The sequence below is a fragment of the Agrobacterium sp. D14 genome, from assembly GCF_001526505.1.
GTDB classification, from domain to species: Bacteria; Pseudomonadota; Alphaproteobacteria; order Rhizobiales; family Rhizobiaceae; genus Agrobacterium; species Agrobacterium leguminum.
Window position 1 is genome coordinate 313,641 of record NZ_ASXX01000001.1, and the last position, 24,450, is coordinate 338,090.

At 61.3% G+C, this 24,450-nt stretch carries 17 protein-coding genes and 1 pseudogene; 12 read left to right on the top strand and 6 right to left on the bottom strand.

The features are described 5' to 3' along the window. Positions 1-14: 14 nt before the first annotated feature. A complete protein-coding gene (locus tag L901_RS01555; RefSeq protein WP_059752744.1) occupies positions 15-698 on the bottom strand; it encodes a helix-turn-helix transcriptional regulator in 684 nt (227 codons plus the stop codon). Between the two features lie 74 nt (positions 699-772). Here L901_RS01555 and L901_RS01560 point away from each other — a divergent pair, with 74 nt between their 5' ends. The 3 genes from L901_RS01560 to L901_RS01570 all read left to right on the top strand — a co-directional run bounded on the left by L901_RS01560 (position 773) and on the right by L901_RS01570 (position 2,292). Beyond that, the gene (locus L901_RS01560) at positions 773-1,099 is read left to right on the top strand and encodes an NIPSNAP family protein (RefSeq protein WP_003521451.1); all 327 of its coding nucleotides are present in this window, start codon (positions 773-775) and stop codon (positions 1,097-1,099) included. After that, a complete protein-coding gene (locus L901_RS01565) occupies positions 1,096-1,404 on the top strand; it encodes an antibiotic biosynthesis monooxygenase (RefSeq protein WP_059752746.1) in 309 nt (102 codons plus the stop codon). Before L901_RS01560 ends, L901_RS01565 begins: the two co-directional genes overlap by 4 nt. A gap of 183 nt (positions 1,405-1,587) precedes the next feature. Beyond that, positions 1,588-2,292 (top strand): SDR family oxidoreductase, encoded by a 705-nt coding sequence (locus L901_RS01570; RefSeq protein ID WP_059752749.1) that lies wholly within the window; start codon positions 1,588-1,590, stop codon positions 2,290-2,292. Positions 2,293-2,441: 149 nt separating this feature from the next. Here the strand turns inward: L901_RS01570 and L901_RS01575 are convergent, their stop codons facing one another. Then, positions 2,442-5,336 carry a ribonuclease E/G gene (locus L901_RS01575; RefSeq protein ID WP_059752752.1) on the bottom strand — a complete coding sequence of 965 codons (2,895 nt, stop codon included), beginning with the start codon at positions 5,334-5,336 and terminating at the stop codon, positions 2,442-2,444. A 645-nt stretch (positions 5,337-5,981) separates the two neighbouring features. Between L901_RS01575 and L901_RS01580 the strand changes: the two genes are divergently transcribed. The 4 genes from L901_RS01580 (at position 5,982) to L901_RS01595 (ending at position 11,792) form a co-directional block, all read left to right on the top strand. Then, positions 5,982-7,241, top strand: a complete 1,260-nt coding sequence (locus L901_RS01580; protein WP_059752753.1) for an N-acetylmuramoyl-L-alanine amidase — start codon at positions 5,982-5,984, stop codon at positions 7,239-7,241. 328 nt (positions 7,242-7,569) lie between these two features. After that, positions 7,570-10,017, top strand: coding sequence for a penicillin-binding protein 1A (locus tag L901_RS01585; protein WP_035260697.1), 2,448 nt, complete (start codon positions 7,570-7,572; stop codon positions 10,015-10,017). Between the two features lie 98 nt (positions 10,018-10,115). Then, positions 10,116-11,247 (top strand): peptide chain release factor 2 gene (gene prfB, locus L901_RS01590; protein ID WP_174056705.1). Its coding sequence is split into 2 segments (ribosomal slippage): positions 10,116-10,184 and positions 10,186-11,247, totalling 1,131 coding nucleotides; the frame shifts between segments, so codons are not numbered across the junction. Between the two features lie 74 nt (positions 11,248-11,321). Next, a complete protein-coding gene (locus L901_RS01595) occupies positions 11,322-11,792 on the top strand; it encodes a cysteine hydrolase family protein (protein ID WP_020810262.1) in 471 nt (156 codons plus the stop codon). A gap of 27 nt (positions 11,793-11,819) precedes the next feature. On the opposite strand, the gene L901_RS01600 is transcribed toward L901_RS01595, so the two are convergent. Both L901_RS01600 and L901_RS01605 read right to left on the bottom strand, forming a co-directional pair. Continuing rightward, a complete protein-coding gene (locus L901_RS01600; RefSeq protein ID WP_031233881.1) occupies positions 11,820-12,320 on the bottom strand; it encodes a hypothetical protein in 501 nt (166 codons plus the stop codon). A 21-nt stretch (positions 12,321-12,341) separates the two neighbouring features. Continuing rightward, the gene (locus L901_RS01605; protein WP_020810264.1) at positions 12,342-13,115 is read right to left on the bottom strand and encodes an NAD kinase; all 774 of its coding nucleotides are present in this window, start codon (positions 13,113-13,115) and stop codon (positions 12,342-12,344) included. Positions 13,116-13,418: 303 nt separating this feature from the next. Between L901_RS01605 and L901_RS01610 the strand changes: the two are divergent. Next, positions 13,419-14,335: pseudogene (locus L901_RS01610) on the top strand (PhzF family phenazine biosynthesis protein). 113 nt (positions 14,336-14,448) lie between these two features. On the opposite strand, the gene L901_RS01615 reads toward L901_RS01610, so the two are convergent. Then, complete coding sequence (locus tag L901_RS01615; RefSeq protein ID WP_059752758.1) at positions 14,449-20,802, bottom strand: hypothetical protein; 6,354 nt, start codon at positions 20,800-20,802, stop codon at positions 14,449-14,451. A 479-nt stretch (positions 20,803-21,281) separates the two neighbouring features. Between L901_RS01615 and L901_RS01620 the strand changes: the two genes are divergently transcribed. Beyond that, positions 21,282-21,650: an Hpt domain-containing protein gene (locus tag L901_RS01620; RefSeq protein ID WP_059752761.1), complete on the top strand. Its 369-nt coding sequence runs from the start codon at positions 21,282-21,284 to the stop codon at positions 21,648-21,650. 130 nt (positions 21,651-21,780) lie between these two features. Then, on the top strand, positions 21,781-22,101 hold the full coding sequence (locus L901_RS01625; RefSeq protein WP_059752764.1) for a 2Fe-2S iron-sulfur cluster-binding protein: 321 nt from the start codon (positions 21,781-21,783) through the stop codon (positions 22,099-22,101). Positions 22,102-22,411: 310 nt separating this feature from the next. On the opposite strand, the gene L901_RS01630 is transcribed toward L901_RS01625, so the two are convergent. After that, a complete protein-coding gene (locus L901_RS01630; RefSeq protein WP_020810826.1) occupies positions 22,412-23,038 on the bottom strand; it encodes a DUF922 domain-containing Zn-dependent protease in 627 nt (208 codons plus the stop codon). Positions 23,039-23,217: 179 nt separating this feature from the next. On the opposite strand from L901_RS01630, the gene folP reads away from it, so the two are divergent. Both folP and folB read left to right on the top strand, forming a co-directional pair. Next, on the top strand, positions 23,218-24,003 hold the full coding sequence (folP, locus tag L901_RS01635; RefSeq protein ID WP_082710408.1) for a dihydropteroate synthase: 786 nt from the start codon (positions 23,218-23,220) through the stop codon (positions 24,001-24,003). 78 nt (positions 24,004-24,081) lie between these two features. Next, positions 24,082-24,447, top strand: a complete 366-nt coding sequence (gene folB, locus L901_RS01640; protein WP_003502532.1) for a dihydroneopterin aldolase — start codon at positions 24,082-24,084, stop codon at positions 24,445-24,447. Positions 24,448-24,450: the final 3 nt, after the last annotated feature.

Here is a 24,450-nt window from a genome sequence, read left to right on the forward strand (position 1 = left end):
TCAGGTCGGGGAAATCAGGCGGGCGTGCAGCCGAATGTGCTGTTGAACGCCTTTTCACCCTTTGCAGTGAAGGTCAGCACACGGCCGTTTCCACGCCGCAGCCAGTCGCGCTGCTGCATGGCTTCGAGAAGCGATGCGCCAAGCCCGCCGCCGAGGTGATGGCGGCGTTCGCTCCAGTCCAGGCAATGCAGGCAGACCGGGCGGCGGGCCTTCTCGAGCGGCGAAAGGTCTATGCCGAAGTTCGAGAAGAAGTCGCGTCCGCTCTCCGTAAGAGCAGGATCGTCACCTAACGTCACGAGCCCTTTTGCGGTGATGGCGGCAAGCAGCGCCACGCCGCTCTCCCCGGCCAGATGATCGTAGCAGATGCGCGCTTCCCGCAGCGCTTTGTCCTTCGGTCCCGTGCGGACGCGGACTGCGCCCGTGCGCTGGGCAAGACCCATCAACGCTTCCAGAACATGCGCCACATCCTCGTCGGAAAGACGGAAATAGCGGTGACGTCCCTGTTTTTCCGCTTTCAGGAGCTGCGCCTCGGAGAGCTTCGATAGATGCCCGCTGGCGGTCTGCAGGGTCACGCCGGCGGCTTCGGCAAGCTCGCTTGCGGTCAGCGCGCGTCCGTCCATCAGCGCCGTCAGGATGTTGGCGCGGGCAGGGTCGCCGATCAGCGCGGCAACATTGGCGATCAGAGGTCCGTCTTTCATGCTTCGATGGTAGCCGAAGCATTGATGCAAGGCAATGGCTTAAAGGAGAGAAGCAAACCACGAGGAGACAAACGATGCTGACCTGTTTCATCCGCTACGAGATCGATCCTTTCAAGGTCGACGCCTTCGAACGATATGCCCGCACATGGGGTGAGGCGATACCACGCTGCGGGGCCGATCTGATCGGTTATTACGCGCCGAAGGAGGGATCGAGCACCATTGCCTACGGTGTCTACAACATCGAAAATCTCGCCGCTTACGAAGCCTACAGGGCACGGCTCGCCGCCGATCCTGCGGGGCGGGAAAATTACGAATTCGCCCGCCGCGAACAGTTCATCCGCCGCGAGGACCGGCTTTTCCTGCGTCTCGCCTCCGCTCCGCATGCCGGAGGTGGACAATGATCGCCGTTATTTTCGAGGTCTGGCCGGCTGAAGGCGAGAAGCAGCATTATCTCGACATTGCGGCAGGCCTGCGGGCGGAACTGGAAACCATCGACGGCTTCCTGTCCGTCGAACGGTTTCAAAGCATCGGCAATCCGGACAAGATGCTGTCTCTGTCCTTTTTCCGGGATGAGGAGGCGGTGAGGGCGTGGCGCAACACCCTGCCGCATCGCGCCGCGCAGTCGCTGGGCCGCTCCGGCGTTTTTTCCGATTACCGGCTGCGTATCGCGCAGGTGATCCGCGACTATGGCCTAGAGGAGAGGTAGGAAGCGCCAGCCGACAGCCGGAAAGCCCATCCGGCAGAGGGAAATGGCCTAGGCTGATATTTCCAGCATCAGTTTTTCTGCATGCCGTTGCAAGGCTTTCTGGTTCGAACTCGCCTTTGAAACCCGTTATAGATAGGCCAATGTGGTGCAGGACACCCTTAGGATTGGACAAGGAGAAAAGCGATGTCGGCAGAAAAAGTAGCGATTGTAACGGCAGGCGGCAGCGGCATGGGGGCTGCCGTGGCGAAACGTCTGGCCGCGGATGGCTACAAGCTCGCAATCCTGTCTTCGTCCGGCAAGGGGGAGGCGCTGGCGCAGGAGTTGGGCGGCATCGGCGTTACCGGTTCAAACCAGTCCAATGACGATCTCCAGCGGCTCACGGATTTGACGCTCGAAAAATTCGGCCGTATCGATGTGCTGGTCAACAGCGCCGGCCATGGCCCGCGCGCCTCCATTCTCGATATCACCGACGAGCAATGGCACACCGGCCTCGATGTCTACCTCATGAACGTCATCCGCCCGACACGGATCGTCGCCCCCGTCATGGTGAAACAGAAGGCGGGCGCCATCGTCAACATCTCGACCGCCTGGGCTTTCGAACCGAGCAGCATGTTCCCGACATCCGCCGTTTTCCGCGCCGGACTTGCCTCCTACAGCAAGATTTTCGCCGATACCTATGCGGCCGACAATGTGCGCATGAACAATGTTCTGCCCGGCTGGATCGACAGCCTGCCGGCGACGGAGGAACGCCGCGAGAGCGTGCCGATGCAGCGTTACGGCAAGAGCGAGGAAATCGCCGCCACCGTGGCATTCCTTGTCTCTGAGGGGGCCGGATATATTACCGGTCAAAATATCCGCGTTGATGGCGGGCTGACGCGGTCTGTTTGACGGGTTGGCCTTTCCCACTTCTCATTCCTGTGACAAGCACAGGAATGAGGAAATGTCAGCGGCTCGAAAAAACGCCCGTTCTTTGCGCCGATAAAAGAAAACGCCCGCAACATCGTTGCGGGCGTCTTTTATTCAGGATGTGGCTTCTCTCAGAAGAAGCCCTTGCGCTGCCACCAGCCGCCCTTGCGGGGCTTCGGCTCGTCGCCATCGGCGGGCGTGGAGGAACCGGAAGAGGTGACCACCGGCTCCGAGCTCGAGACATTGCTGCCCCGGTTCGCGCGGACCTTTTCTTCCGTGGCCGGTGCTTCCGCTTCCGAAGCCAGATCGGCCGAAGCCTCACCCACTTCTTCAATCGCAACGTCTACGACGGTTTCCTCGACGATCACCGGCTCCACCGTTTCAACGGCCTCGGCCTTCGGCGCTTCCTCGGTTTCAGTCTTGGCTTTTGCCTTGCGGGTGCGGCGCGGCTTTTTCGGCACGTCCTCTTCCGCGACCTCGGCAACCGCACCTTCCACCACCTCGGCGGCGGTCGGCTCTTCGGTTACGGATGCTTCGGCGGAAGCCTCTTCGCTTTCACCTTCGGCTTCCGAGCCGGCGGCATCGAGAGCCTCGTCTTCCGCACGGTTGCGACGTCCGCCGCGCTTGCCGCGACGGCGGCGCTTGCGCTTGCCGTCCTCTTCGGAGGTTACCGCTTCGGCTGCACCGTTTTCGGTTTCAGCATCGGCTTCATCGGTTTCGACGCCATCGTCGTCACCTTCGACATCATCGCCTTCCGCATCGCCGGACTGGGCGTCGAGCGCGCCGTTCTGCTCGCCCTGACCGCCCTTGCCGCGACGGCGGCGGCGACGCTTGCGCTTGCGCTTGCCTTCCTCGCCATTGTCGCCCTGCTGCTGCTGGCGTGGCTCAGAGGTCTGCGCCTTGACGATTTCTTCCTCGTCTTCGTCCTCTTCCACCTCGGCGACGAAATCGTCTTCCTCTTCCACGAAGTTCGGCAGCATCTGGATGAGGCTTTCGATCTTCACCGGGTTTTCGACGGCTTCACCGCGATCGATGGCGAAATGCTGCGCACCGACGCCGGAATCGGCGGCGATGATGATCGACACGCCGAAACGGCCTTCATAATCGACAATCGTGCCGCGCTTGTGGTTGAGCAGGTAGAGCGCCGTTTCAGGCGTGCTGCGCACCGTGATGTTATGCGTGGTGTTCCGCAGCAGATATTCCTCGATGCCGCGCAGCACATGCAGGGCGATGGAGGATTCCGAGCGAACATGGCCCGTGCCGCCGCAATGCTGGCAGACCTGCGTGGTCGATTCCAGCACCGAAGCGCGGATGCGCTGGCGCGACATTTCCAGGAGGCCGAAATGCGAGATACGGCCGACCTGAATGCGGGCGCGGTCGTTCTTCAGGCAATCCTTGAGCTTCTTCTCGACAGCGCGGTTGTTGCGCTTTTCTTCCATGTCGATGAAGTCGATGACGACAAGACCTGCAAGGTCGCGCAGGCGCAGCTGGCGCGCCACTTCTTCCGCCGCCTCGAGGTTCGTCGTCAGCGCGGTTTCCTCGATGGAGTGCTCGCGTGTCGAACGGCCCGAGTTGACGTCGATGGAAACCAGCGCTTCCGTCTGGTTGATAATGAGGTAACCGCCGGACTTCAGCGTGACCTGCGGCTGCAGCATCCGGTCGAGCTGGGCTTCGATACCGGAGCGCGAGAAGATCGGGTGAATGTCGCGGTAAGGCTGAACCACCTTGGCGTGGCTCGGCATCAGCATCTTCATGAAGTCTTTGGCTTCACGGTAGCCGTCTTCACCCGAAACGATGATCTCGCCGATATCCTTGTTGTAGAGATCGCGGATCGAACGCTTGATGAGCGAGCCTTCCTCGTAAACGAGGCAGGGGGCTGTGGAATTCAGCGTCAGCGTGCGGACATTTTCCCACAGGCGCATCAGATATTCGAAGTCGCGCTTGATTTCGACGCGGGTACGGTTGGCGCCGGCGGTGCGCAGAATGACGCCCATGCCCTGCGGCACTTCCAGATCGCGCGCGATTTCCTTCAGGCGCTTGCGGTCGGCCGGCTGGGTAATCTTGCGGGAAATACCGCCGCCACGCGCCGTATTCGGCATCAGAACGGAATAACGGCCGGCGAGCGACAGATAGGTGGTCAGCGCCGCGCCCTTGTTGCCGCGTTCTTCCTTGGCAACCTGCACCAGAAGGATCTGGCGGCGCTTGATGACTTCCTGAATGCGATACTGCTTGCGCGGCTTGCGGGCGACACGGTCCGGAACCTCTTCCATGGCGTCTTCGGCGCCGACGGATTCGATCACTTCCTTTTCGTGGTGATCGTCATCGTCGTCGTCATCATCGTCATTGCCACGGCGAAGACCCTCGACTTCCTCGGAAATCGTGTCGGTATCGACCATGGCGGCCATTTCGCCGCCGGTGCTGCCGTCATCTTCGGAGGAAGCTTCGGCGGCCTCGGCCGCTGCGGCTTCTTCTTCCGCCGTCTTCTTCTTGGCGCGGGGGCGACGGGTGCGCTTCTTCGGCTTTTCTTCCTCGGCGGGCGCTTCTTCGGCTACGGCCTCGACGGCAATTGCCTCGGAAACCTCTTCCGCGACGGTCGCGGTTTCTTCCACGACGACCGTTTCAGTGGTTTCGCTTGCGGAAACAATGCCGACATCCGGCTGATCCACCTGCGAAAGGTCGATCATGGGGGCGCCGGGCTCGGGTGCATCAGCGGATTCGAAATCGTCGCTGCGGCGATGATCCTCGGCTTCCGCTTTCAGGAGGGCCTGACGGTCGGCAAGCGGAATCTGGTAATAGTCCGGGTGGATTTCCGCAAAAGCGAGAAAGCCGTGGCGGTTTCCACCGTAATCGACGAAGGCCGCCTGAAGCGAGGGTTCAACCCGCGTGACCTTGGCAAGGTAGATATTGCCGCGGATCTGTTTCTTGTGCTCCGATTCGAAATCGAATTCTTCGATCCGGTTCCCACGGACAACGACTACGCGTGTCTCCTCTTCGTGGGAGGCGTCGATAAGCATTTTGTCTGCCATGTAAGCTGTGCTCCTCGGCGCAGCCTTGTTTTATACGAGAACAGGCCCGCCACACGGACGAGCCTTTCATATGAGTGCAAGGATGTGCCGGAAATGAAGTCTCCTGCCGGGCGTCTGTAAACTGGCAGCATCCGGACCGACGGCGAGGCGCTTGGCCTGCTCCTGGTATCCGGTTCATGTGAAAACTGCTGCGACATCATTGGCCAGGCGGAACGACAATAATATATAGACCCCTTGGGATCCGATGAATTTGCTCTCCTCAGAGCGGCGGTGGCAGCGCCACCGGGTAGGTCTCCGGCCACGGCCGGAATTGATCGAGTTTCAGGATAAATGTAACGACGGCAGATGATTGCCCGATTTGCAGCGCCAGCGTCTTTTTCGATTGGCAGCCGGCGGGCATCTATCCCGTCAACACTTTTAACCCTCATCCGTGTTGTATGTTTTCTCTGTCATAATAGCAATAGGCTGGCTAAATATGCCATATTATTGGTGGAATTTCCGGGTTAACAATTGGTTCACCAAGGCCTGCGATTGTGGGGCGCAAACGCGCAAACTATCGTACGGCGTGGTTGAAACGGCACTGTTGCCGGCGTTTTTCCTCGCCGTTTATCGAAAATGACTGAAATACGGAATTTCTTGAAGACCATGAATTTCACGCGCAACGCAGCGATATTCGGTGGGAGAGGGCGGCTTGGCGCGCGAATCGCGCGGCTTGCGGCGGCTCTGGCATTTTCCGTCGTCGCCTTTGTTTCCGCCGCGCCGGCAGCCTATGCGGTGGAGCCGCTCGTCGTCCATCAGGCGCGGATCATCGGCGATGAGGCGCGCACGCGCATCGTTCTCGACTTCGCCGAAGAGCCGGAATTCGACGTTCACTATCTCGATTCGCCCGCCCGCATCGTTGTGGACTTTCCGGCGGTGAATTTCAGCTTCCCCGCATCCGACCTGAAGCCGACCGGTCTTTTTTCGGATATCCGTTTCGGCAGCATGGGGCAGAACAGCGCCCGCATCGTGCTGACGGCGAAAAAACCGGTTCAGGTGGCGGTTGCCGAAACCAAAAAGACCGATAACGGCCAATCTTTCCATTTCGTGCTCGATACGGAAATCACCACCAAGGGCAAGTTCGCGGAACTGGTGAAGGATCAGCAGTGGCAGGCGGCGGCCCCGGTGACGACTGCCGCGATCACGCCGGATGACAAGACGTCGCGGCCAGCGGAATTCGTCATCGCGGTCGATGCCGGCCATGGCGGCATCGATGCCGGCGCCACCGGCGGCACCACGGGCACCGAGGAAAAGGTTATCACGCTGACTTTCGCCAAGGAACTTGCCGAGCGGCTGAACCGCGAACCCGGTATCAAGGCTTTCCTGACGCGTGATTCCGATACTTTTCTCGCCTTGTCGGAACGGGTGACCATCGCCCGCCAGAACAATGCCAATCTCTTTATTTCCCTTCATGCGGATACGTTGAAGCAAAAGGGCATCCGAGGCGCGACCGTCTATACATTGTCGGACCGGGCATCGGACCGGCAGGCGCAGGAACTGGCGGAGCGCGAAAACAAGTCCGATCAGATCGCGGGCGTCGCTGCCTCCAGCGAGCCGCCGGAAGTGGCCGATATTCTTCTCGATTTCACCCGCCGTGAAACGCAGGCCTTTTCGGTGACACTGGCTGAAAACATCGTCTCCTCCTTCGAGGGGCAGGTTGGGCTCATCAACAATCCGCACCGTTACGCCGGTTTCATGGTGCTGCGCGCCCATGATGTGCCGTCGGTGCTGCTGGAACTCGGTTTTCTCTCCAATCCGGACGACGAAAAGCTGCTTCTCGATGGGGAATGGCGCAAGAAAGTGGCCGATACGCTGGCAACCGCCGTTGGGCGATACCGCGCCAAGGCCATGGCAAATGGCGGCTGAGAGGCCAGTCGGCGGAGCGGCAATGCTGTTGCCGCCCTGCCATTGACCGCCGAAAAGCTGTTCAATTCTTGGGTCTTGCGGACGATTACGAAGGCGAAGCCCTATTTTACTCACATTCGCCGCGTTACTCGGAAAGCGGATTCGGTGGCGATCCGCAAAGCGTCCGCAGCGCGATTGCGGGCCTGCCGCCCGGTAACATATCAGCGAATGCTGCCGTATCCGGCTTGTCATCGAAGGTATGGTGTGCAAAACGGCACGCGATATGCAAGGATGCGCCCGTAAATCGTCGGGCGTTGATGGTTACGATTCGAATTATCGGTAGCTTGGTATGATCAGACTGATTGGATATTTTTTCGGCTTGGCCAGCGTGCTCTTCCTGTGCGCCGCCGCCGCCGGTGCGATTTATTTGCACGGCGTGACGAAGGACCTGCCGGATTACGCAGTTCTGAGCACGTATGAGCCGCCGGTGACGACCCGCGTGCATGCCGGCAACGGTGCGCTGATGGCGGAATACGCCCATGAAAAGCGCCTGTTCCTGCCGATCCAGGCCATACCCGACCGGGTGAAGGCGGCCTTCCTTTCGGCGGAAGACAAGAATTTCTACAACCATCCGGGTGTCGACGTCTTCGGTCTCGGCCGCGCCATTCTCGTCAATATCCAGAATCTCGGCTCCGGCCGCCGTCCCGTCGGCGCATCCACCATCACCCAGCAGGTGGCGAAGAACTTCCTTCTGACCAACGACCAGACCATCGACCGCAAGCTCAAGGAAGCCATTCTCTCCTTCCGCATCGAGCAGACCTATTCCAAGGACAAGATTCTCGAGCTTTATCTCAACGAGATTTTCTTCGGCCTGAATTCCTACGGCATTGCCGGTGCGGCGCTCACCTATTTCAATAAATCGGTGACGGAACTGACAATCGCCGAGACGGCTTATCTCGCATCGCTGCCGAAGGGTCCGGCCAACTATCACCCGATCCGCCGCGAAAAGGCGGCTCTCGAGCGCCGCGACTGGGTGATCGATCGCATGGCCGAAAACGGCTATATCACCGTCGCCGACGCCACGGATGCCAAAAAGCAGCCGCTTGGCGTCAATCTGCGTCGCGGTGGCGCGCATATCTTCGCATCCGATTATTTCGCCGAAGAAGTCCGCCGCCAGATCGTCGAGAAATACGGCGAGGAAGCGCTTCTCGAAGGCGGGCTCTCGGTTCGCACCTCTTTCGATCCGCAGATACAGATGGAAGCACGCAAGGCGCTTCAGGACGGTCTGGTGCAATATGATGAGCGTCGCGGTTTCCGCGGACCCGTCGAAAAGATCGAGACTGCGGGTGACTGGACGGCTGCGCTCGCCAAGGTAAAGGGCCTGCGCGACGTTCCGGAATGGAAAGTCGCTGTGGTGCTTGCCGTCGCTGCCGATGGCGTCGATATCGGCGTACAGCCGGACACGGAAACGGAAGATGGCGACAAGCGCACGCGCGGCCATATCTCCGCTGAAAACATGCGCTGGGCTTTCCGCGATGCGACTGGCAAGAAGGCGACCGCCAAGTCGCCGGTTGGCGTCCTGTCGGCCGGTGACGTCGTTTATGCGCAGCCGCTTGCCAATTCCGGCAATGAATATCGCCTGCGCCAACCGCCGAAAGTGCAGGGCGGCATGGTGGTGATGGACCCGCATACCGGCCGTGTTCTGGCCATGGTCGGCGGTTTCTCCTATGCGCAGTCGGAATTCAACCGCTCGACACAGGCGATGCGCCAGCCGGGCTCCTCCTTCAAGCCGTTCATCTACGCTGCGGCGCTCGATAACGGCTATACGCCGGCGTCGGTCATTCTCGATGCGCCTATCGAGGTGGTTTCCGGCAATCAGGTCTGGAAGCCGCAGAATTACGGCGGCGGTTCCGCCGGTCCGTCGACCCTGCGTCTCGGTATCGAGAAGTCCCGTAACCTCATGACGGTGCGTCTGGCGCAGGACATGGGCATGAATCTGGTGGCGGAATATGCCGAACGCTTCGGCATCTACGACAAGATGCCGCCGCTTCTGTCCATGTCGCTCGGTTCGGGTGAAACGACGGTGATGCGCATGGTCTCGGCCTATTCGGTCATCGCCAATGGCGGCAAGCAGATCAAGCCGACACTGATCGACCGCATTCAGGACCGCTACGGCAAGACGATCTTCCGGCATGAGGAGCGCGCCTGCGAGGGCTGCAACGCGACAAGCTGGCAGAACCAGGATGAGCCTGTCATCGTCGACAATCGCGAACAGGTTCTCGACCCGATGACCGCCTATCAGACGACCTCGATGCTGGAAGGCGTCGTGCAGCGCGGCACGGCGGCGGGCAAGATCAAGGTCGATCTGCCGGTTGCCGGCAAGACGGGCACGACCAACGATGAAAAGGATGCCTGGTTCGTCGGTTACACGCCGGACATGGTCGCCGGCCTCTATATCGGCTTCGATTCGCCGGCGCCGCTCGGCCGTGGCGGCACCGGTGGCTCGCTGTCCGCGCCGATCTTCGGCGAGTTCATCTCCGATGCGGCCAAGCACATGGAGCCGAGCAAGTTCATCGTACCGAGCGGCATGAACTTCGTCGCCGTCAACCGCAAGACCGGCATGGCGGCGGTCGAGGGCGAGCCCGACACCATCATGGAAGCCTTTAAGCCCGGCACGGGTCCTGCTTCCACCTTCTCTGTCATCGGCGATGACGGATACATGTCGCAGGAAGACATTCTAAAGACCTCGCCGCAGGCGCAGCAGGCCATCACCGGCGGTGGCGGCGGTCTTTATTGATATCACTCCTGACGTTTGGCGGGGGCGCGGGTCTTTACATCCGCGCCCCCCGCATTTATTTGAGCAACGAGTTTCAATGAAGGTGAAGAACCAGCGAAATGCGCAATGAAATCGTGAACGTAGTCGACGAAATCAAGCAGGCCATAAGCCTGCTGAGGAGGCATCTTTGACTGGGACCAGGCGATAAGACGACTGGACTGGTTGAATAACAAGGCAGAGGACCCGACCCTCTGGAACGATGCAGCTGAAGCCCAGAAGCTGATGCGCGAACGCCAGCAGCTGGATGACAGCATCAACGGCGTCAAGGCGCTCGAGCAGCAGCTCAAGGACAATATCGAGCTGATCGAACTCGGCGAGATGGAAGGCGATGACGAGATCGTCAAGGACGCCGAAGACGCATTGAAAGCGTTGAAGAGCGAGGCGAACCGCCGTCAGGTGGAAGCCATGCTGTCAGGCGAAGCCGATACCAACGATACCTATCTCGAAGTGCATTCCGGCGCCGGCGGCACCGAAAGCCAGGACTGGGCGAACATGCTTCTGCGCATGTATACCCGCTGGGCCGACCGCGAAGGTTTCAAGGTCGAGGTGCTCGAAGTTCACGACGGCGAAGAAGCCGGCATCAAGTCCGCGACGATCCTCGTCAAGGGCCACAATGCCTTCGGCTGGCTGAAGACGGAATCGGGCGTGCATCGCCTCGTTCGTATTTCGCCCTATGACAGCAATGCGCGTCGCCACACATCGTTCTCTTCCGTCTGGGTTTACCCGGTGGTCGACGATTCGATCCAGATCGACATCAACGAGAGCGATTGCCGCATCGATACCTATCGTTCGTCCGGCGCAGGCGGCCAGCACGTCAACACCACCGACTCGGCCGTGCGTATCACGCATATTCCGACCGGTATTGCCGTTGCCTGCCAGCAGGAGCGTTCCCAGCACAAGAACCGCGCCAAGGCGTGGGACATGCTGCGCGCCCGCCTCTACGAGGTGGAGCTGCAGAAGCGGGAAGAGGCGGCAAACGCCCAGGCCGCATCCAAGACCGATATCGGCTGGGGCCACCAGATCCGTTCCTACGTTCTGCAGCCTTACCAGCTGGTCAAGGATCTGCGCACCGGCGTGGAAAGCACCGCACCCGGCAACGTGCTGGACGGCGATCTGAACGAGTTCATGGAAGCGGCCCTCGCGCATCGCATCAGCGGCGGCGCGGATGTGGAAGTCGCGGATATCGACTGACGCGCCAAGTGCGTCGATTGAAAAGATTACCCCTCGCAAACCCATTGCGAGGGGTTTTTCGTTGGAGGACAAGCATGAAACAGGCGCTCTATATCGTCGACGTCCAGCCAAGCTTCAATCCGCCGGCTGCGCTGGTGGCGGAAATATCCGCTCTCGCCCTGACGATGCACAGCATTGCCACCGTCGAGCGCCATGATGAAAGCGTGACACCCTTTGAGCGGCAACTCGGCTGGAAACCTGGGAGGGACGACGAGTCGCTTGTTGCGGCAGATCGCATATTCATCAAACACGGCTATGCGCCACCCCGGGAGGTCATCGACCATCTTCTGTCGCTGAAACTCGACAGGGTGCTGGTCTGCGGCATTCAGGCCGATACCTGCGTGCTGGCCGCCGGTTTTGCCCTCTTCGATGCGGGGCTGCATCCCACGCTGTTGCCGTGGCTGACGGTGGGCTCCAGTCTCGACCGCAGTGGTGAACTCGGGGCGAGATTGTGGAAACATCATTTCGGTGCGGTTCTTGCCGGGGCGGAGGCACTGCAAGCGTAAACTTGCCCGGCCCGCGCATCGGGCCGATCAGTTGGACGCTTTCTCGATCTTCATCTCGCCCAGCTCGTCGATCAGGATCGTCCAGCTTTCCGCTTCCTTGGCTATCGGGTCCGTCTTCAGGTAGACGGTCACGAACAGGCCGGGCGAGGCAGGTGCGCCATTCGAGCTTTCGGGGCGAATATCCGTGACATAGGACTTCATCTGGTTGAATTCTTCCAGCTCGATATTTTCCAGGAGATTCGGCCCGTCGGCGGTAAAGACGATGCGTTGCAGGTAGATTTTCGCCGTGCCGTCGCCCTGGCGGATGGCGATAACCTTGTAATAGCCGCGCGTGGGCGAGGCAGGCGGTGGCCGCAACTGCCCGTCGGGACCTTTCACCGGCTCAAGATTGCGATCTTCCCACATGCCGCTGCTGACGACGAAGATCGCCGAAACCGGCAGCGCGTCAATCGCTTCCGTCTGCGCCCGCGCGGGAAGCGCGGCGGCGGCGAAAAGAAAGGCAGCGAGGATAGGTCTTGTCAGTTGCATGGCCATTGTCGATTGTGGGCGTCAATTGTTGAACTGTTCGGCGAGAACCCGGTCCGACCATGAACGATCCGGATCCGAGAGAATTCTGGCCGTCCTGTCCTGCGATTGTGCGATCCGAACGTGACGAACGGATTTCACCTCGGTGTGGTCGGCCACCGCATTCACAGGGCGCTTGTCGCGTTCGAGAACATGAATATCAACCGTTACCTTATTCGGCAAAAGCGCGCCGCGCCAGCGCCGCGGGCGGAAAGCGCTGACCGGGGTGAGCGCAAGCAGCGGCGATTCCAGCGGCAGGATGGGTCCATGGGCGGAGAAATTGTAGGCTGTCGACCCTGCCGGGGTCGCCACCATCATGCCGTCGCAGATCAATTCTTCCAGCCGTACCTTGCCGTCCACCTCCACACGAAGCTTGGCGGCCTGATGCGACTGGCGAAACAGGCTGACCTCGTTCATGGCGAGTGCCGTAAACTCGTCGCCGTCGGAATCCGTCGTCGTCATGCGCAGGGGATGGAAATCATTGCCGCTCGCCACCGCGATGCGCTCCAGCAGGCCGTCCACCCGGTAGTCATTCATCAGGAAGCCGACGGACCCCCGGTTCATGCCATAGACCCGCTTGCCGGAATTCATCGTTTCGTTGAGAATCTGCAGCATGAAGCCATCGCCGCCGAGCGCGACGATCACTTCCGCCTCTTCGAACGGCGTATCGCCGTAAATGCCTTTCAGCTCTTTCAGCGCCGTCTGCGCCTCCTCGGTTGCGGAGGCGACGAAGGACAGTGAATAGGTAGAATGCGACATCCGCTTCCCTCGACAACGCGCAGACCGGAAACCGTCCACGCAAGGCGCTGTAACCCGTTGAAGCGGCTCGAAATCTTTAAACCTCGACAGGAAGGTCGATAACAAGCCGCCAGACGCACCCTTGGTACATGAAGACGGCGGCTGGCGACAAGGCCTTTCGAAGACGCAGGCGTTCCCTGACGGCGGACCGCACCGCTCCGGTCCACAGCTTCTTGATTTGCGCCCGCCGACAAGGGTTGCGATGCGGGACGGCCTGATGCAGTTTGCCAAGGCAGTCGGAATGACGAGTGGCAGGAGACGGATGTGGCGCTGAACTACGATATCTACGATGTCTTTACCGAGACGAAAATGGCGGGAAACCCGCTGGCGGTCATGTATGACGCCGACGATCTTCCCCAGGCCACGATGCAAGCGATCGCGCGGGAAATGAACCTCTCCGAGACGGTTTTCGTCAACCGGTCCAGCAATCCGGCCCATGCGGCTTCGCTGCGCATCTTCACGCCATCGGGTGAATTGCCCTTCGCCGGCCATCCGACAGTCGGCGCGGCGGTCGCCATCGCCGAGCGAAATCGCGGCGAGGGCGATGACGATATCGATATGGTCTGCGTGCTGGAAGAGCAGGTGGGTCCGGTGCGTTGCGCGGTGAAGATGCGTGCCGGCGCGGTCAGCTTCGCGGAATTCGACCTGCCGCGCAAATCGTCTCGCGTGGAACTACCGCTCGATCACACCGCGCTTGCCGATGCGTTGGGCGTCAGCGAGGCGCATCTCGGCTTTGAAAACCATGTACCGTCGATCTGGACGGCCGGGGTACCGTTCCTCATCGTACCGCTGCACATATCGCCGCCATCAGGGACATGGATTTCGATGCCAATCTGTGGCTACGCACCGCGCCGCTGGTCGAAGGACGCCTGGCGGCGGCCTATATCTACTGTCGCGGCGGCGTCAATCACGCGGCGAAGTTCCACGCCCGCATGTTCTCTCCGGATATGGGCATTTCGGAAGACCCCGCCACCGGTTCCGCCGCCGCCGCCCTTTCCGGCGCCATCCACCATTTCGACGGCCTGACCGACGGCCATTATCCGCTGCTCATCGAGCAGGGCGTGGAGATGGAACGACCGTCCCATATCCATTTGCGTATGGACATCAAGGACGGCGAAATCGCCCGCGCCCGCATCGGCGGCCACGCGGTGCGCGTTGCCTCGGGCACGTTCGAGATTTGATTTCAGCGTCACCCGCTCAGTTCGATGTCGTCGAAGAGCGATAAAACAGCGAGCAGAGCCAAAAGAAAAACCCCGGTCTTGACCGGGGTTTTGTCATTTCAGCGTCAATCGGCTCAGTTGAACCGGCCCGCCGCATGGGCAAGCATCGTATAGACCTTGCCGGTATCGGAGGTGAGGTAGGATTGTGTCACGGTCCGGTCGCGGTCGGTGCGGGCCACGTCGGCAAGCAGCTTCTCGAAATCGGTGATGTAGCGGTCCACGGCGGTGCGGAATTCCGCTTCCCGCTCATATTTACGCTTGATTTCGTCAAAGGTCGTCTGACCCTTCAGCGTATAGAGGCGACGGGTGAAGACGTCGCGCTCGCCGCGCTGGTAACGCCGCCACAGCTCCACGGAGGCGTCGTGATCGATGGCGCGGGCGATGTCGACCGAGAGCGAGTTCAGCGATTCCACCATGTGGCGCGGATTGCGGGTGTCGGCGGCACGGGTCGGCTGCTGTTCCGCGCCGGCGCGAGGTGCGGACGCCGCTGGCGTTTCCTGCGATGCGCCGCGCAGCAAATCGCTGATCCAGCCGCCGCCTTCTTCGCGGCGTCCGGCCGGAGCACCCGGCTGGGCCGGGGCAGGCGCCTGACGGTTCTCGACCTGACGGTTCTCAAGCGGCAGGGTGCCGCGCAATGCGGCCGGTGCGGGAGCAGGCTGCGGCTGGGCCGGGCGCTGCTGCTGAACCGGAGCCGGAGCTGCCGGCTGCGGACGCGTCTCGACACGGCGCTCGGCCGCCGGCTGGGTTGCGGCGATGGCGCGGGCAACCGGTTCGGAGACTTCCATCTGGTGGGTCGAACGACCAACGAGCTGGGAAATATCCTGCAGGGCCTTGATCTGTTCGGAAACGGCGCGACGCATGGCGGCCGCACTTTCCTTGGCTTCTTCCGGCAGGTCGAAGGCGCCGCGCTTCAGTTCCGCACGGGTCGCATCCAGTTCGCGGCGGATGTCGTGGCTCGAGCGGCGGATTTCGTCCGTTGCACCGGCGAAGCGGCTGACGGCTTCTTCCACGGCCTGACGCAGCGTCTCCTTGAGGCTGGCTGCGGCGGCATTCGATTTTTCCGAGGCGCTGCCGAGAAGATTGTCGACTTCCGAAAGCGAGGATTCGACGCCGCCACGCAGGCGATTGACCAGCTCGTCGGAATATTTCTGCGCGTCGGACAGCGTGCTTTCAATCGAGCGGCTGGCATCCTGACCGGCGGACAGCAGGGCGCCCCGCATGGTCTGTGCCGCCGAGCGGGCGCGCTGTTCGGTCTCATCGAGCGAACGGCCGATATCGGAGAAGGAGGCCTGCAGATTGTCGCGCAGATTGCCGGCGACGTTCTGCGAACGCTCTTCGGCGTCGTTGAGCGTGGTTTCCACCACGCCGATGACATTGCGCATGGCGCTTTCGATTTCCTCGGAACGCTTGACGAGGCCGACCGACAGGCTGCGCAGGGCGTCCTGGCGCTCTTCCAGCGTGCCGACGAGGCTTGACTGCGCCGCATTGAGCAGTTCGGACGCCTGGCTCAGCACCTTCGAATGTTCCTCGAAGCGTCCGACGATACCGGCGACCTGCGCCAGCGTCTGGCCGGAAATATTCGACAGGCGGTCGATCTTTCCTTCGAGCAGACGGCTGGAGCTGGACACCATGTCGGCGGCCTGCGAGGCGGATTCGGAGAAGCGGGTCGCCGAGGCGTTCAATGCCTCGTCTGCCGCGCCGAAGCCCTGTGCGGCGCGCTCGACGGCGGAGTTGAAGTTGGTTGCCGACTGTTCGACGATTTCCGCCATGCTGTTATGGGTCTGCGACAGCATATCGGTGCTCTGGCGGGTGGCGGCCACCAGCTTGTTGGCCGCATCGCTGCCGGCGCGGGCATATTTGTCGATGCCCTGTTCGACGGCGTCCGCCATGGCCGTATGCGTCTCGGACAGCATGTCGGTGCTCTGGCGGGTGGCCGCGACGAGCTTGCTTGCCGCATCCGTTCCGGCAGCGGCATAATCGCTGATCGCCTGTTCCACCATGCCGACCATGCCGCTGTTGCTCTGCGACAGAAGGTCCGCGCTCTGCTGGGCTGCGGAAACGATCTTTTCGGCGGCTTCGCGGCCGATGGTGGCATATTCGTCGACGACAGGCTTGGCCTTCTCCTCGATCAGGCGCGAAAGCTCGGCGGAGCGGCTGGCCAGCATCGAATTGAGTTCGCGGGTGCGGTTGTCCAGCGCCGAGCGAATGGATTCGCCGCGCGCGTCGAGGGCGGATTCGACACCGGTGAGCGTCTCGGAAATGACGCCGACCTGGGAGCGGACGACGGCTTCAGCCTCGGCAACCTTGTTGACGATGATGTTGCCTGCCTCGGAGAAGGTCTGGGCCACGGCGGCGGCCTGGCCGGAAAGACGGGTCTGGGCATCCGAAATGCGGTTGACGATCTCGCCGGAGCGTTCCTCGATGGCCTTGGTGAAGGCCTCGTTCTGCGCCTGCACCTGTTCGGCGAATTCCGAACCGGACTTGGCGAGAAGGGAGGTGGAGCGCACGGCTTCTTCGCCGATGCTCTGGGTGGCGGAGGTGACCGCGCCGCGCAGGCTGACAGCGAGATCGCTCGCCTTGCCTTCAATGGTGCGGTTGACGTTTTCAAGACCGATGGTCAACGCCCGGTCCATGGTGCCGAGGCGTTCATCGATGCGGGCCGTGCCGGTATCGAAGGTCTCTGCCAGACGGCTGGTACGGTTTTCGAACGTGTCCGCGACACGCGTGGTCTGTTCGTCCAGAATACCGGTGATGCGCTCGGCCGCCTCGTCGCTGGCGCGGGCGAACACAGCCGTCTTGTCTTCCAGCGCTTCAGCGAAGCGGCGGCCGGCATCTTCGATAGAGGTGTTTACATTGGCCAGATCGCCGCCGACGCGTGCCTGCAGCGTATCGAGCGAGGTCTCGATACGGGCGCCGGTCTCGTCGAGACGGGTGGTGACATTGCCGATGGAGGTCTCGATTTTCGAGGACAGGGCATCCGTCGCACCGCCGATTTCGCGGGCAGCCTCGCCGATCTTGACGGCGATGTCGCCGGCGCTGTTGCGCAGGCGCTCTTCCAGCGTCTGCGCGCTGCCGTCGATCGCCTTCTGCAGCGTTTCCTGCTGGGTTTCGAGAGACAGTTCGAGCATGCTGGCACTGGAGGCGACCGTGGTGCCGATCATCATCGCCTGTTCGGAGAGCATGTCGCCCATCTGGGTCGTGGCGGAGCTGAGCGTCGCGGCAAGATCCGCCTGGCGCTGATCGAGCGCGGTGCGAATATCCTCATGCGATTGCGACAGATTGCTTTCGAGGCGGGACACACCTTCTTCCACCGTCTGGGCAAAACGGGTGCTGCCGTCTTCAACGACGCTTTCGATGCGGTTGGCCGCACCCGAGACGCTCTGCTCGATCAGGCCGCTATTGCGCTCCAGCGATCCGGCAATGCGTTCAGCCTGCGAACCGAGCATGGTTTCGAGCCGTTCATGGCCGCTGGCAAGCGCGTTTTCAAGCGTGAATGCGGTGGCTTCGAGGCGCTGGCCGACGCCGGCTGCGGCAAGCGAAAGCGACGATGCTCTGGCATCCATAGCCTCGGCAATACGGTCCTCGACGCCGGAAATCGCCATGTCGAGCGCCATGGTGCGGCTGTCGAGCGCGTCTGCGATGCGCTCCTCCGCACCGGAGACGATGCCCGAGAGGGCCGCAGTACGGCTGTCGAGCGCGCCGGCAATGCGGTCTTCGACGCCGGAAACGGCATTCTGCAGCGCTGTGGTGCGACCGTCGAGAATATCGGCGATCTTTTCCTCGACGCCGGAGAAGCTCATATCGAGTGCCATGGTGCGGCTGTCGAGCACATCGGTGATCCGCTCTTCCGCGCCGGAAACGACGGTCTTCAGCGACTCGGTTCGGCTGTCGAGCGCCCCGGCGATGCGGGTCTCGGCGCCGGCCACCAGTTCGCCAAGGGCTGCGGTGCGGGTGTCGAGCGCTTCGGCGATTTTTTCTTCCGCGCCGGAGAATGCCATGTCGAGCGCCATGGTACGGCTGTCGAGCGCATCGGCGATGCGTTCTTCAGCACCCGAAACCACGGCGTTGAGGGCTGCGGTGCGGCCATCCAGCGTTTCCGCGATGCGGGTTTCAGCACCGGCGACCACGTCTCCGAAGGTGGCCGTGCGGCTGTCGAGCGCGCCGGCAATCTTTTCCTCAGCACTTGCGACAATGCCAGTGAGGGCAGAGGTACGGTTGTCGAGCGTCTCGGAAAGTCTTTCCTCGACGTTGGCAAAGGTCATGTCGAGCGACAGCGTGCGGCTGTCCATCGTGTCGGCGATGCGTTCCTCGACGCCGGAAATGGCGCTGGAAAGCGCGGCCGTGCGGCCGTCAAGCGTATCGGCGATACGGCTCTCCGCGCCGGAGACGACGTCGTGCAGGGCAGCCGTGCGGCTTTCCAGCGTGTCGGAAATGCGGTCTTCGATGCCGGAAACCGCGCCGGTGATGGCTGCCGCCCGGGTTTCGAGCGTTTCGGCAAGACGGCGCTCGACATCGGCGACGACGTTGTTGATTGCGGCGGCACGTTCGTCGAGCATGGCGGCGAGACGTTCGGCCGTGCCGGAGACGGAGCCGGTAATCGCCATCGAACGGCTGGCGAGCGCTTCGTCGAAACGGTTCTGGCTGGCCGAAAGCGCGCCGAAGAGGGCATTGCTGCGTTCCGCCAGCACGGCGTCGATCTTCTCGTGCGAACTGGTGAAGGCATCGGTGATTTCGGCGGTACGCTGGCCGATTGCGTCGCTGAAGGCCTGCGTCCGGCTTTCAAGCGCGCTTTCCAGCATTTCCTGACCCGTGCCGAGCGCAGTTGCGAGCGCCAGCGATTGATCGGTCATGGTGGTGCCGATGCGCTCCAGACCGGCGCTCAGCATGGTGTCGAGCGCTTCGGAGCCGCCGGCAACGGTCTCGTTGATGCGGGCGAGGCTCTCCATCAGCTTGCTGTCGAGGCTGCCGGCGCGCTGGTCGAAGGCGCTGGCGAACTGCGCGACATGCTCGTCGAAGGCAGAGTTGACCTGGCCGACCGTCGCCTGCATCCGCTCTTCGTAGAGGCCGGAGCGAAGATCGAGATCCATGATCGCGTCGTCCGCCGTGCTCTGCAGGCTCTGGCGGAAGGAGAGACCCTTTTCCTCAAGCGTCGTGGACAGCTTGTCGAGAACGGTATCCAGCGAACCGCCGATGATCTGCTGGCCGCGATCGATATTGCGGTTGAGTTCGAGCGTGCGCGTGGACAGCGTCTCGTTGAGCTGGCGGGTGCGCTCTTCAAGCGCGCTGTTGAGGCTTTCCGCACCGCTATCCAGCGTCGAGGCATGGATCGCGAAACGCTCGAGCAGGACTTCACCGCGCTCATCCAGCGTCGAAGTGAGGTTGTGCAGGCGCATGTCGAATTCGTTGGACAGCGTCGCGCCGGAGGAATTCAGCGCCTGAAGCAGGTTTTCGGTCTTGGCGGCGATCAGGCTGCCCATCGCTTCGGTCGAGGCGCGCGATTTTTCCAAAAGCGCGGCCGAGCGGGTGTCGATCATCGAGGCGAAAGCCTCGCCGGTCGTGGCGATCCGCATCGAAAGCTCTTCACCGACGATGGAAAGCTCTTCCTTGATCTGCTCCTGCGCGCCGACGATGGAGGAGCGGATACGCTCGGCGTGATTGACGATAGCGTCACGCTCGGCGGTCAGTTCCTGCACGAGGCTGCGCACGCGCAGTTCATTGTCGGCATAGCTGCGCTCAAGCGCGTTGACCTCGGAATGCACGAGGGTTTCGAGTTCCGTCGCGCGGGCGATTGTGCGCTCGATGCCGTCATTCATGGCCGAGACTTCACGGCGAACCGCCTGGCCGACGGACATGATGCGGTCGGACGCGACCGTTTCCGGCTCGGCAAGGCGAAGGGCGACTTCGGCCATGGAGCGGGCGGCGTTCCGCAGATCGCGGGCACGCGCCATCATGATCGCAAAGGCGAAGAACAGCAGGATGGGAACGAGGATGCCGACGACGATAGCCATCAGGCCGGGGATCGCGGTGAGATCGGCCAGCGAGGCGATGTTCCACAGCGCGTTGCCATAAAGAAGATGTGCGATGCCAAGACCGCCGAGCGCCCAGATGACCGACATGATCGTGGCGTTGCGCAGCGCGCCGCCGATGGAGCCGCCTTCCAGCGATTTCAGGATCATGGCCGGGCTGCGCTTGGAGCCGTCATTGGCCGCTTCGAGATTGGGTGATCTGGGCGTCTGTTCGGCGGGCGCGCGGGCGGCCTCGGGAGCAGGGGTCTGTCTGCTTGCTTCCTTCAATCTGGCCTCCGGCTGCTTCGGCGCTGCAGTTTTCCGCGTCTCCGGCTTTTCTTCGAAAGCGCCAAGCTGCAGGGCGTCTTCCAACGCCTGAAATGCAGTCTCGTCGACAGAGTCGCTGATCTTGTTATTCGCCATGCGGTTACGCCTCGTTACACATACGCCCGGCTTCATGCCGTTGACCACTTGCGTTCCGCAAGCGGACTGCCGCCATCATGCCAGCGGAACATTATCCCTTGAAGAGAGAACAATTCCGCCATTTACCAAATCCCGAATTGCTGGTGGTCCAGCTTTCGGGCGAAATTACATCACTGTGCCGCAATAACAAAGCTTGAGCTTAAGCCTCGTGGGAACGGCAGTACCGTAGTGACACATTTAGGTGTTCGAAACAATTAATGCGGATTTGCGGCGGTGGCGAAGTGTCGGCTTTTTAACAGTTTTTAAACCTGAGTTTCACGCTGAACGCCTTGTTTCGCATAAGTTTAACATAAATTAACCATAGCAGAAGATTTTCGCCCGCGTCACGCCGTAATTTAAGCCGATAGCAGCGGCCCGGATGCGTGAATACGACACAGATGTGACACGAAACAGGAAACGGCGAGACAGGAATTTCAGCCATGGCAGCGGTCAGTATTGCTTTCGAAGCTCCCGACAATTGCGGCGGTGCGCCCGCCGCCGGTAAAAAACCGATCGATTTCGATCATCTCGCCCGGCAGACGATGGGCGACAAGGATCTGGAGATCGAGGTGCTGCAACTCTTCAGCCGCAACGCCCGCGCCGCCCTGCATGAAATGGCAAGCGCCGACGACAAGGCCGTCATGGCGACGGCCCATCGTTTGAAGGGGTCTGCGCAGGCTGTCGGCGCCGCGGCCGTTTCCGCGGCCGCAGCCGTGGTGGAAGACAAGGGCAATGACAGCGCGGCGATCGCAAAACTCGCGGCAACCATTGTCGAGGCCGAAAATTTCATCCTCAAGCTCTGCCGCTGAGGCGTAACGCATCAAATTTGTCATTTTGCAAGGCCGGTTGCGTCTGTGCGCCCTTGAAGCGGGTTGCCAAGGCGGACCGGCCTTTCTATGTGTTTAGAACAGTTCTTAGATCACATTTTGGATTTCCGGCATGACAAAACTGACCATCGTTGCCTTTGATGGCACGCCCCATGAACTCGACGTGAGCAATGGCTCCACCGTCATGGAGAATGCGGTGCGCAACTCCATTCCCGGCATCGATGCGGAATGCGGCGGCGCCTGTGCCTGTGCGACCTGTCATGTCTATGTCGACGACGCCTGGTCGGAGCGTGTCGGCGGACCGGAACCGATGGAAGAGGACATGCTGGACTTCGCCTTCGACGTGCGCCCCACCTCGCGTCTTTCCTGTCAGATCAAGATGAACGACGAGCTCGATGGTCTCGTCGTTCATGTTCCCGAACGTCAGGGCTGAAATCTTTCGTCATTGCTAAACGCAGAAAAAGCCCCGCTCACCTGGTAGCGGGGAGCGGGGCGAGGCGGGTACGCAGCATGCAGGCGAGGGAGGAAACACCTGCGAGCCCTCAAGCGCGCACCGGGAGAACCGGAGACGGTTGCAACCGTCGGACCCGCCGTGGGCCGCAACCATTTCAAACCGTATGAACAAGCTACAATGAGTCTTGCCGGCCGCACCATGACGAGAATTCACGGGTGATATCGGACATGACGTTACGTCATGTCCCGTGTTGTTCGTTTGGATTTGGGGGAGGTACGTCCAGCGACCGTCAGCGGCGGTTCTGGCCCTGCTCGAGCCGGTTCTTCAAAAGCCGTGTCATGCGGGCATCGAAATTTTTCGATTCCACCACATCGAAGCGCAACTGATCGCGGTCGTGTTCGTCCATCACCGTCTGGGTGATCTTGCCGACCATTTCCTGCAGCGTCTCGCAGCTTTTCTGCGGGCGAAGCGACGTCAGCTGTCTTTCAAGCGAGCGGGCATGGGTGCGGGCGATTTCCGCGTGGCGCTCCTCGTGGCGCTTGATATCGGCAAGCAGCGTATCCCAGATGAAGGCCAGTTCCGCCGTGGTGCGGCGGCGGTTTTTCCATTGCGGCAGGAGAATGCGGGTATTCAGCACCACTTTGGCCGTTCCGACGCTGCAAAGGCCGTTTTTCTCGACATAGGTGAGCTCGCCGCCGAATTTGATTTCGGTGGCGCCGGGATGGCGCGCGCCGGTATTGCGCGTCAGCGGGCCGTGCCTGGAAAGCTGCTGATCGAGGTCGGCGGCGGTCTTGCCGCTGATCGAAAAATAGGAATAGGTCTTGCGGACGATGGTTTCGGAAAAAGCCGATCCGGGTAGGGAAAGTGCCACTGCGGCCGCTAAAGCGGCGCAAAGAGCACGTGATGATTTGGTCATGACCCGGCCTTCCGGTTGAACTTGAAAAAGGTTTGCTGCATAGGCGGAGCGGAACTTATAAGAATTGGCATAACACTCCGTTATTCCCGAAAGGCGCGTGTTACGTGATAACAGCCGGCAGCAACGCGTGGCAAGCGGCCCATGGCCGCTCCCTGAAACTTGATGGGCGTGGCCGTATTATGGCCATCGTCAATGCAACGCCCGATTCCTTTTCCGATGGCGGCCGTTATCTTGCCGTCGATGCGGCTTTTTCCCACGCGCTGACCTGTGTGGAGGAGGGTGCTGACATCATCGATATCGGCGGGGAATCCACCCGGCCGGGTGCGGCCGCAGTAACGGAAGCCGAGGAACAGGACCGGGTGCTTCCCGTCATCGAAAAATTGCGCCGCGAGACGGATGTGCTGATTTCCGTCGATACCTATCGCGCCTCGACAGCGCGGCTGGCGGTCGGGGCGGGCGCACATATCGTCAATGATGTCTTCGGCCTGCAGAAAGACCCGGAGATGGCCGGTGTGGTCGCCGCCACCCGCGCCGGCGTGTGCATCATGCATACCGGCCGCGACCGGCAGAAGCTTGCCGATGTCATCGCCGACCAGTTCGAATTTCTCAATCGCTCGCTGGAGATCGCCGAGGATGCGGGTATTGCCCGTGACGCCGTCGTGCTCGATCCCGGTTTCGGTTTCGCCAAGGACGAGAGCGAAAATGTCGCGCTGATGGCGCGTTTCGGCGAACTTGCCGCTTTCGGCCTGCCGGTTCTGGCCGGCACGTCGCGCAAGCGTTTCATCGGGTCGCTGACGGGCCGGGATGCGGCCCATGAACGCGATATCGGAACGGCTGCGACCACCGCGATCCTGAGGCTTGCCGGCGCTTCGATTTTTCGCGTGCATAATGTCGCCGCAACCCGCGATGCGCTGGCAATCGCCGATGCGGTTCTTGCCAAAACGTCGGCAAAGGCCGATGCGTAGATCAACGAGTGCCGGAACGCCGTGTCCCGAAGGTGGCGCGGCTTTCTGGCGAAACAGTCCTGCCATGGAGGCGATGCGATGAGCCGCTATACCATTATCCTGAAAAACTGTTCTTTCTTCGCCCGTCATGGTCTTCTCGAGCAGGAGGAGGTGCTGGGCCAGCGCTTTTTCGTCGATGCCGAGATGGAAGTCGAGGCGGGTGATGCGCTGGAAACCGACGATATCGAAAACACCGTCGATTATGGCGTGGCTTTCGCCGTCATCGAAAAAATCGTCGTCGGCCAGCGCCGCTATCTCATCGAGGCGCTGGCGAATGACATCGCCAAGGCGCTTCGCGCCCGTTATCCGCAGATCGTCTGGCTCAGGATCACGGTACGCAAACCCTCGGCGCCGGTTCCCGGCATTCTCGATTATGCGCAGGTGAGCGTTGAACACCGTGCCTGAAAA

Excerpts from the sequence above, each read along its gene's own strand:
- L901_RS01575 (WP_059752752.1), bottom strand. The coding sequence starts at position 5,336 with ATGGCAGACAAAATGCTTATCGACGCCTCCCACGAAGAGGAGACACGC.
- L901_RS01620 (WP_059752761.1), top strand. The coding sequence starts at position 21,282 with ATGGCAGCGGTCAGTATTGCTTTCGAAGCTCCCGACAATTGCGGCGGT.
- L901_RS01585 (WP_035260697.1), top strand. The coding sequence starts at position 7,570 with ATGATCAGACTGATTGGATATTTTTTCGGCTTGGCCAGCGTGCTCTTC.
- L901_RS01565 (WP_059752746.1), top strand. The coding sequence starts at position 1,096 with ATGATCGCCGTTATTTTCGAGGTCTGGCCGGCTGAAGGCGAGAAGCAG.
- L901_RS01560 (WP_003521451.1), top strand. The coding sequence starts at position 773 with ATGCTGACCTGTTTCATCCGCTACGAGATCGATCCTTTCAAGGTCGAC.
- L901_RS01605 (WP_020810264.1), bottom strand. The coding sequence starts at position 13,115 with ATGTCGCATTCTACCTATTCACTGTCCTTCGTCGCCTCCGCAACCGAG.
- folP (WP_082710408.1), top strand. The coding sequence starts at position 23,218 with ATGGCCATCGTCAATGCAACGCCCGATTCCTTTTCCGATGGCGGCCGT.
- L901_RS01555 (WP_059752744.1), bottom strand. The coding sequence starts at position 698 with ATGAAAGACGGACCTCTGATCGCCAATGTTGCCGCGCTGATCGGCGAC.
- L901_RS01615 (WP_059752758.1), bottom strand. The coding sequence starts at position 20,802 with ATGGCGAATAACAAGATCAGCGACTCTGTCGACGAGACTGCATTTCAG.
- folB (WP_003502532.1), top strand. The coding sequence starts at position 24,082 with ATGAGCCGCTATACCATTATCCTGAAAAACTGTTCTTTCTTCGCCCGT.
- L901_RS01630 (WP_020810826.1), bottom strand. The coding sequence starts at position 23,038 with ATGACCAAATCATCACGTGCTCTTTGCGCCGCTTTAGCGGCCGCAGTG.
- L901_RS01580 (WP_059752753.1), top strand. The coding sequence starts at position 5,982 with ATGAATTTCACGCGCAACGCAGCGATATTCGGTGGGAGAGGGCGGCTT.
- L901_RS01595 (WP_020810262.1), top strand. The coding sequence starts at position 11,322 with ATGAAACAGGCGCTCTATATCGTCGACGTCCAGCCAAGCTTCAATCCG.
- L901_RS01625 (WP_059752764.1), top strand. The coding sequence starts at position 21,781 with ATGACAAAACTGACCATCGTTGCCTTTGATGGCACGCCCCATGAACTC.
- L901_RS01570 (WP_059752749.1), top strand. The coding sequence starts at position 1,588 with ATGTCGGCAGAAAAAGTAGCGATTGTAACGGCAGGCGGCAGCGGCATG.
- L901_RS01600 (WP_031233881.1), bottom strand. The coding sequence starts at position 12,320 with ATGCAACTGACAAGACCTATCCTCGCTGCCTTTCTTTTCGCCGCCGCC.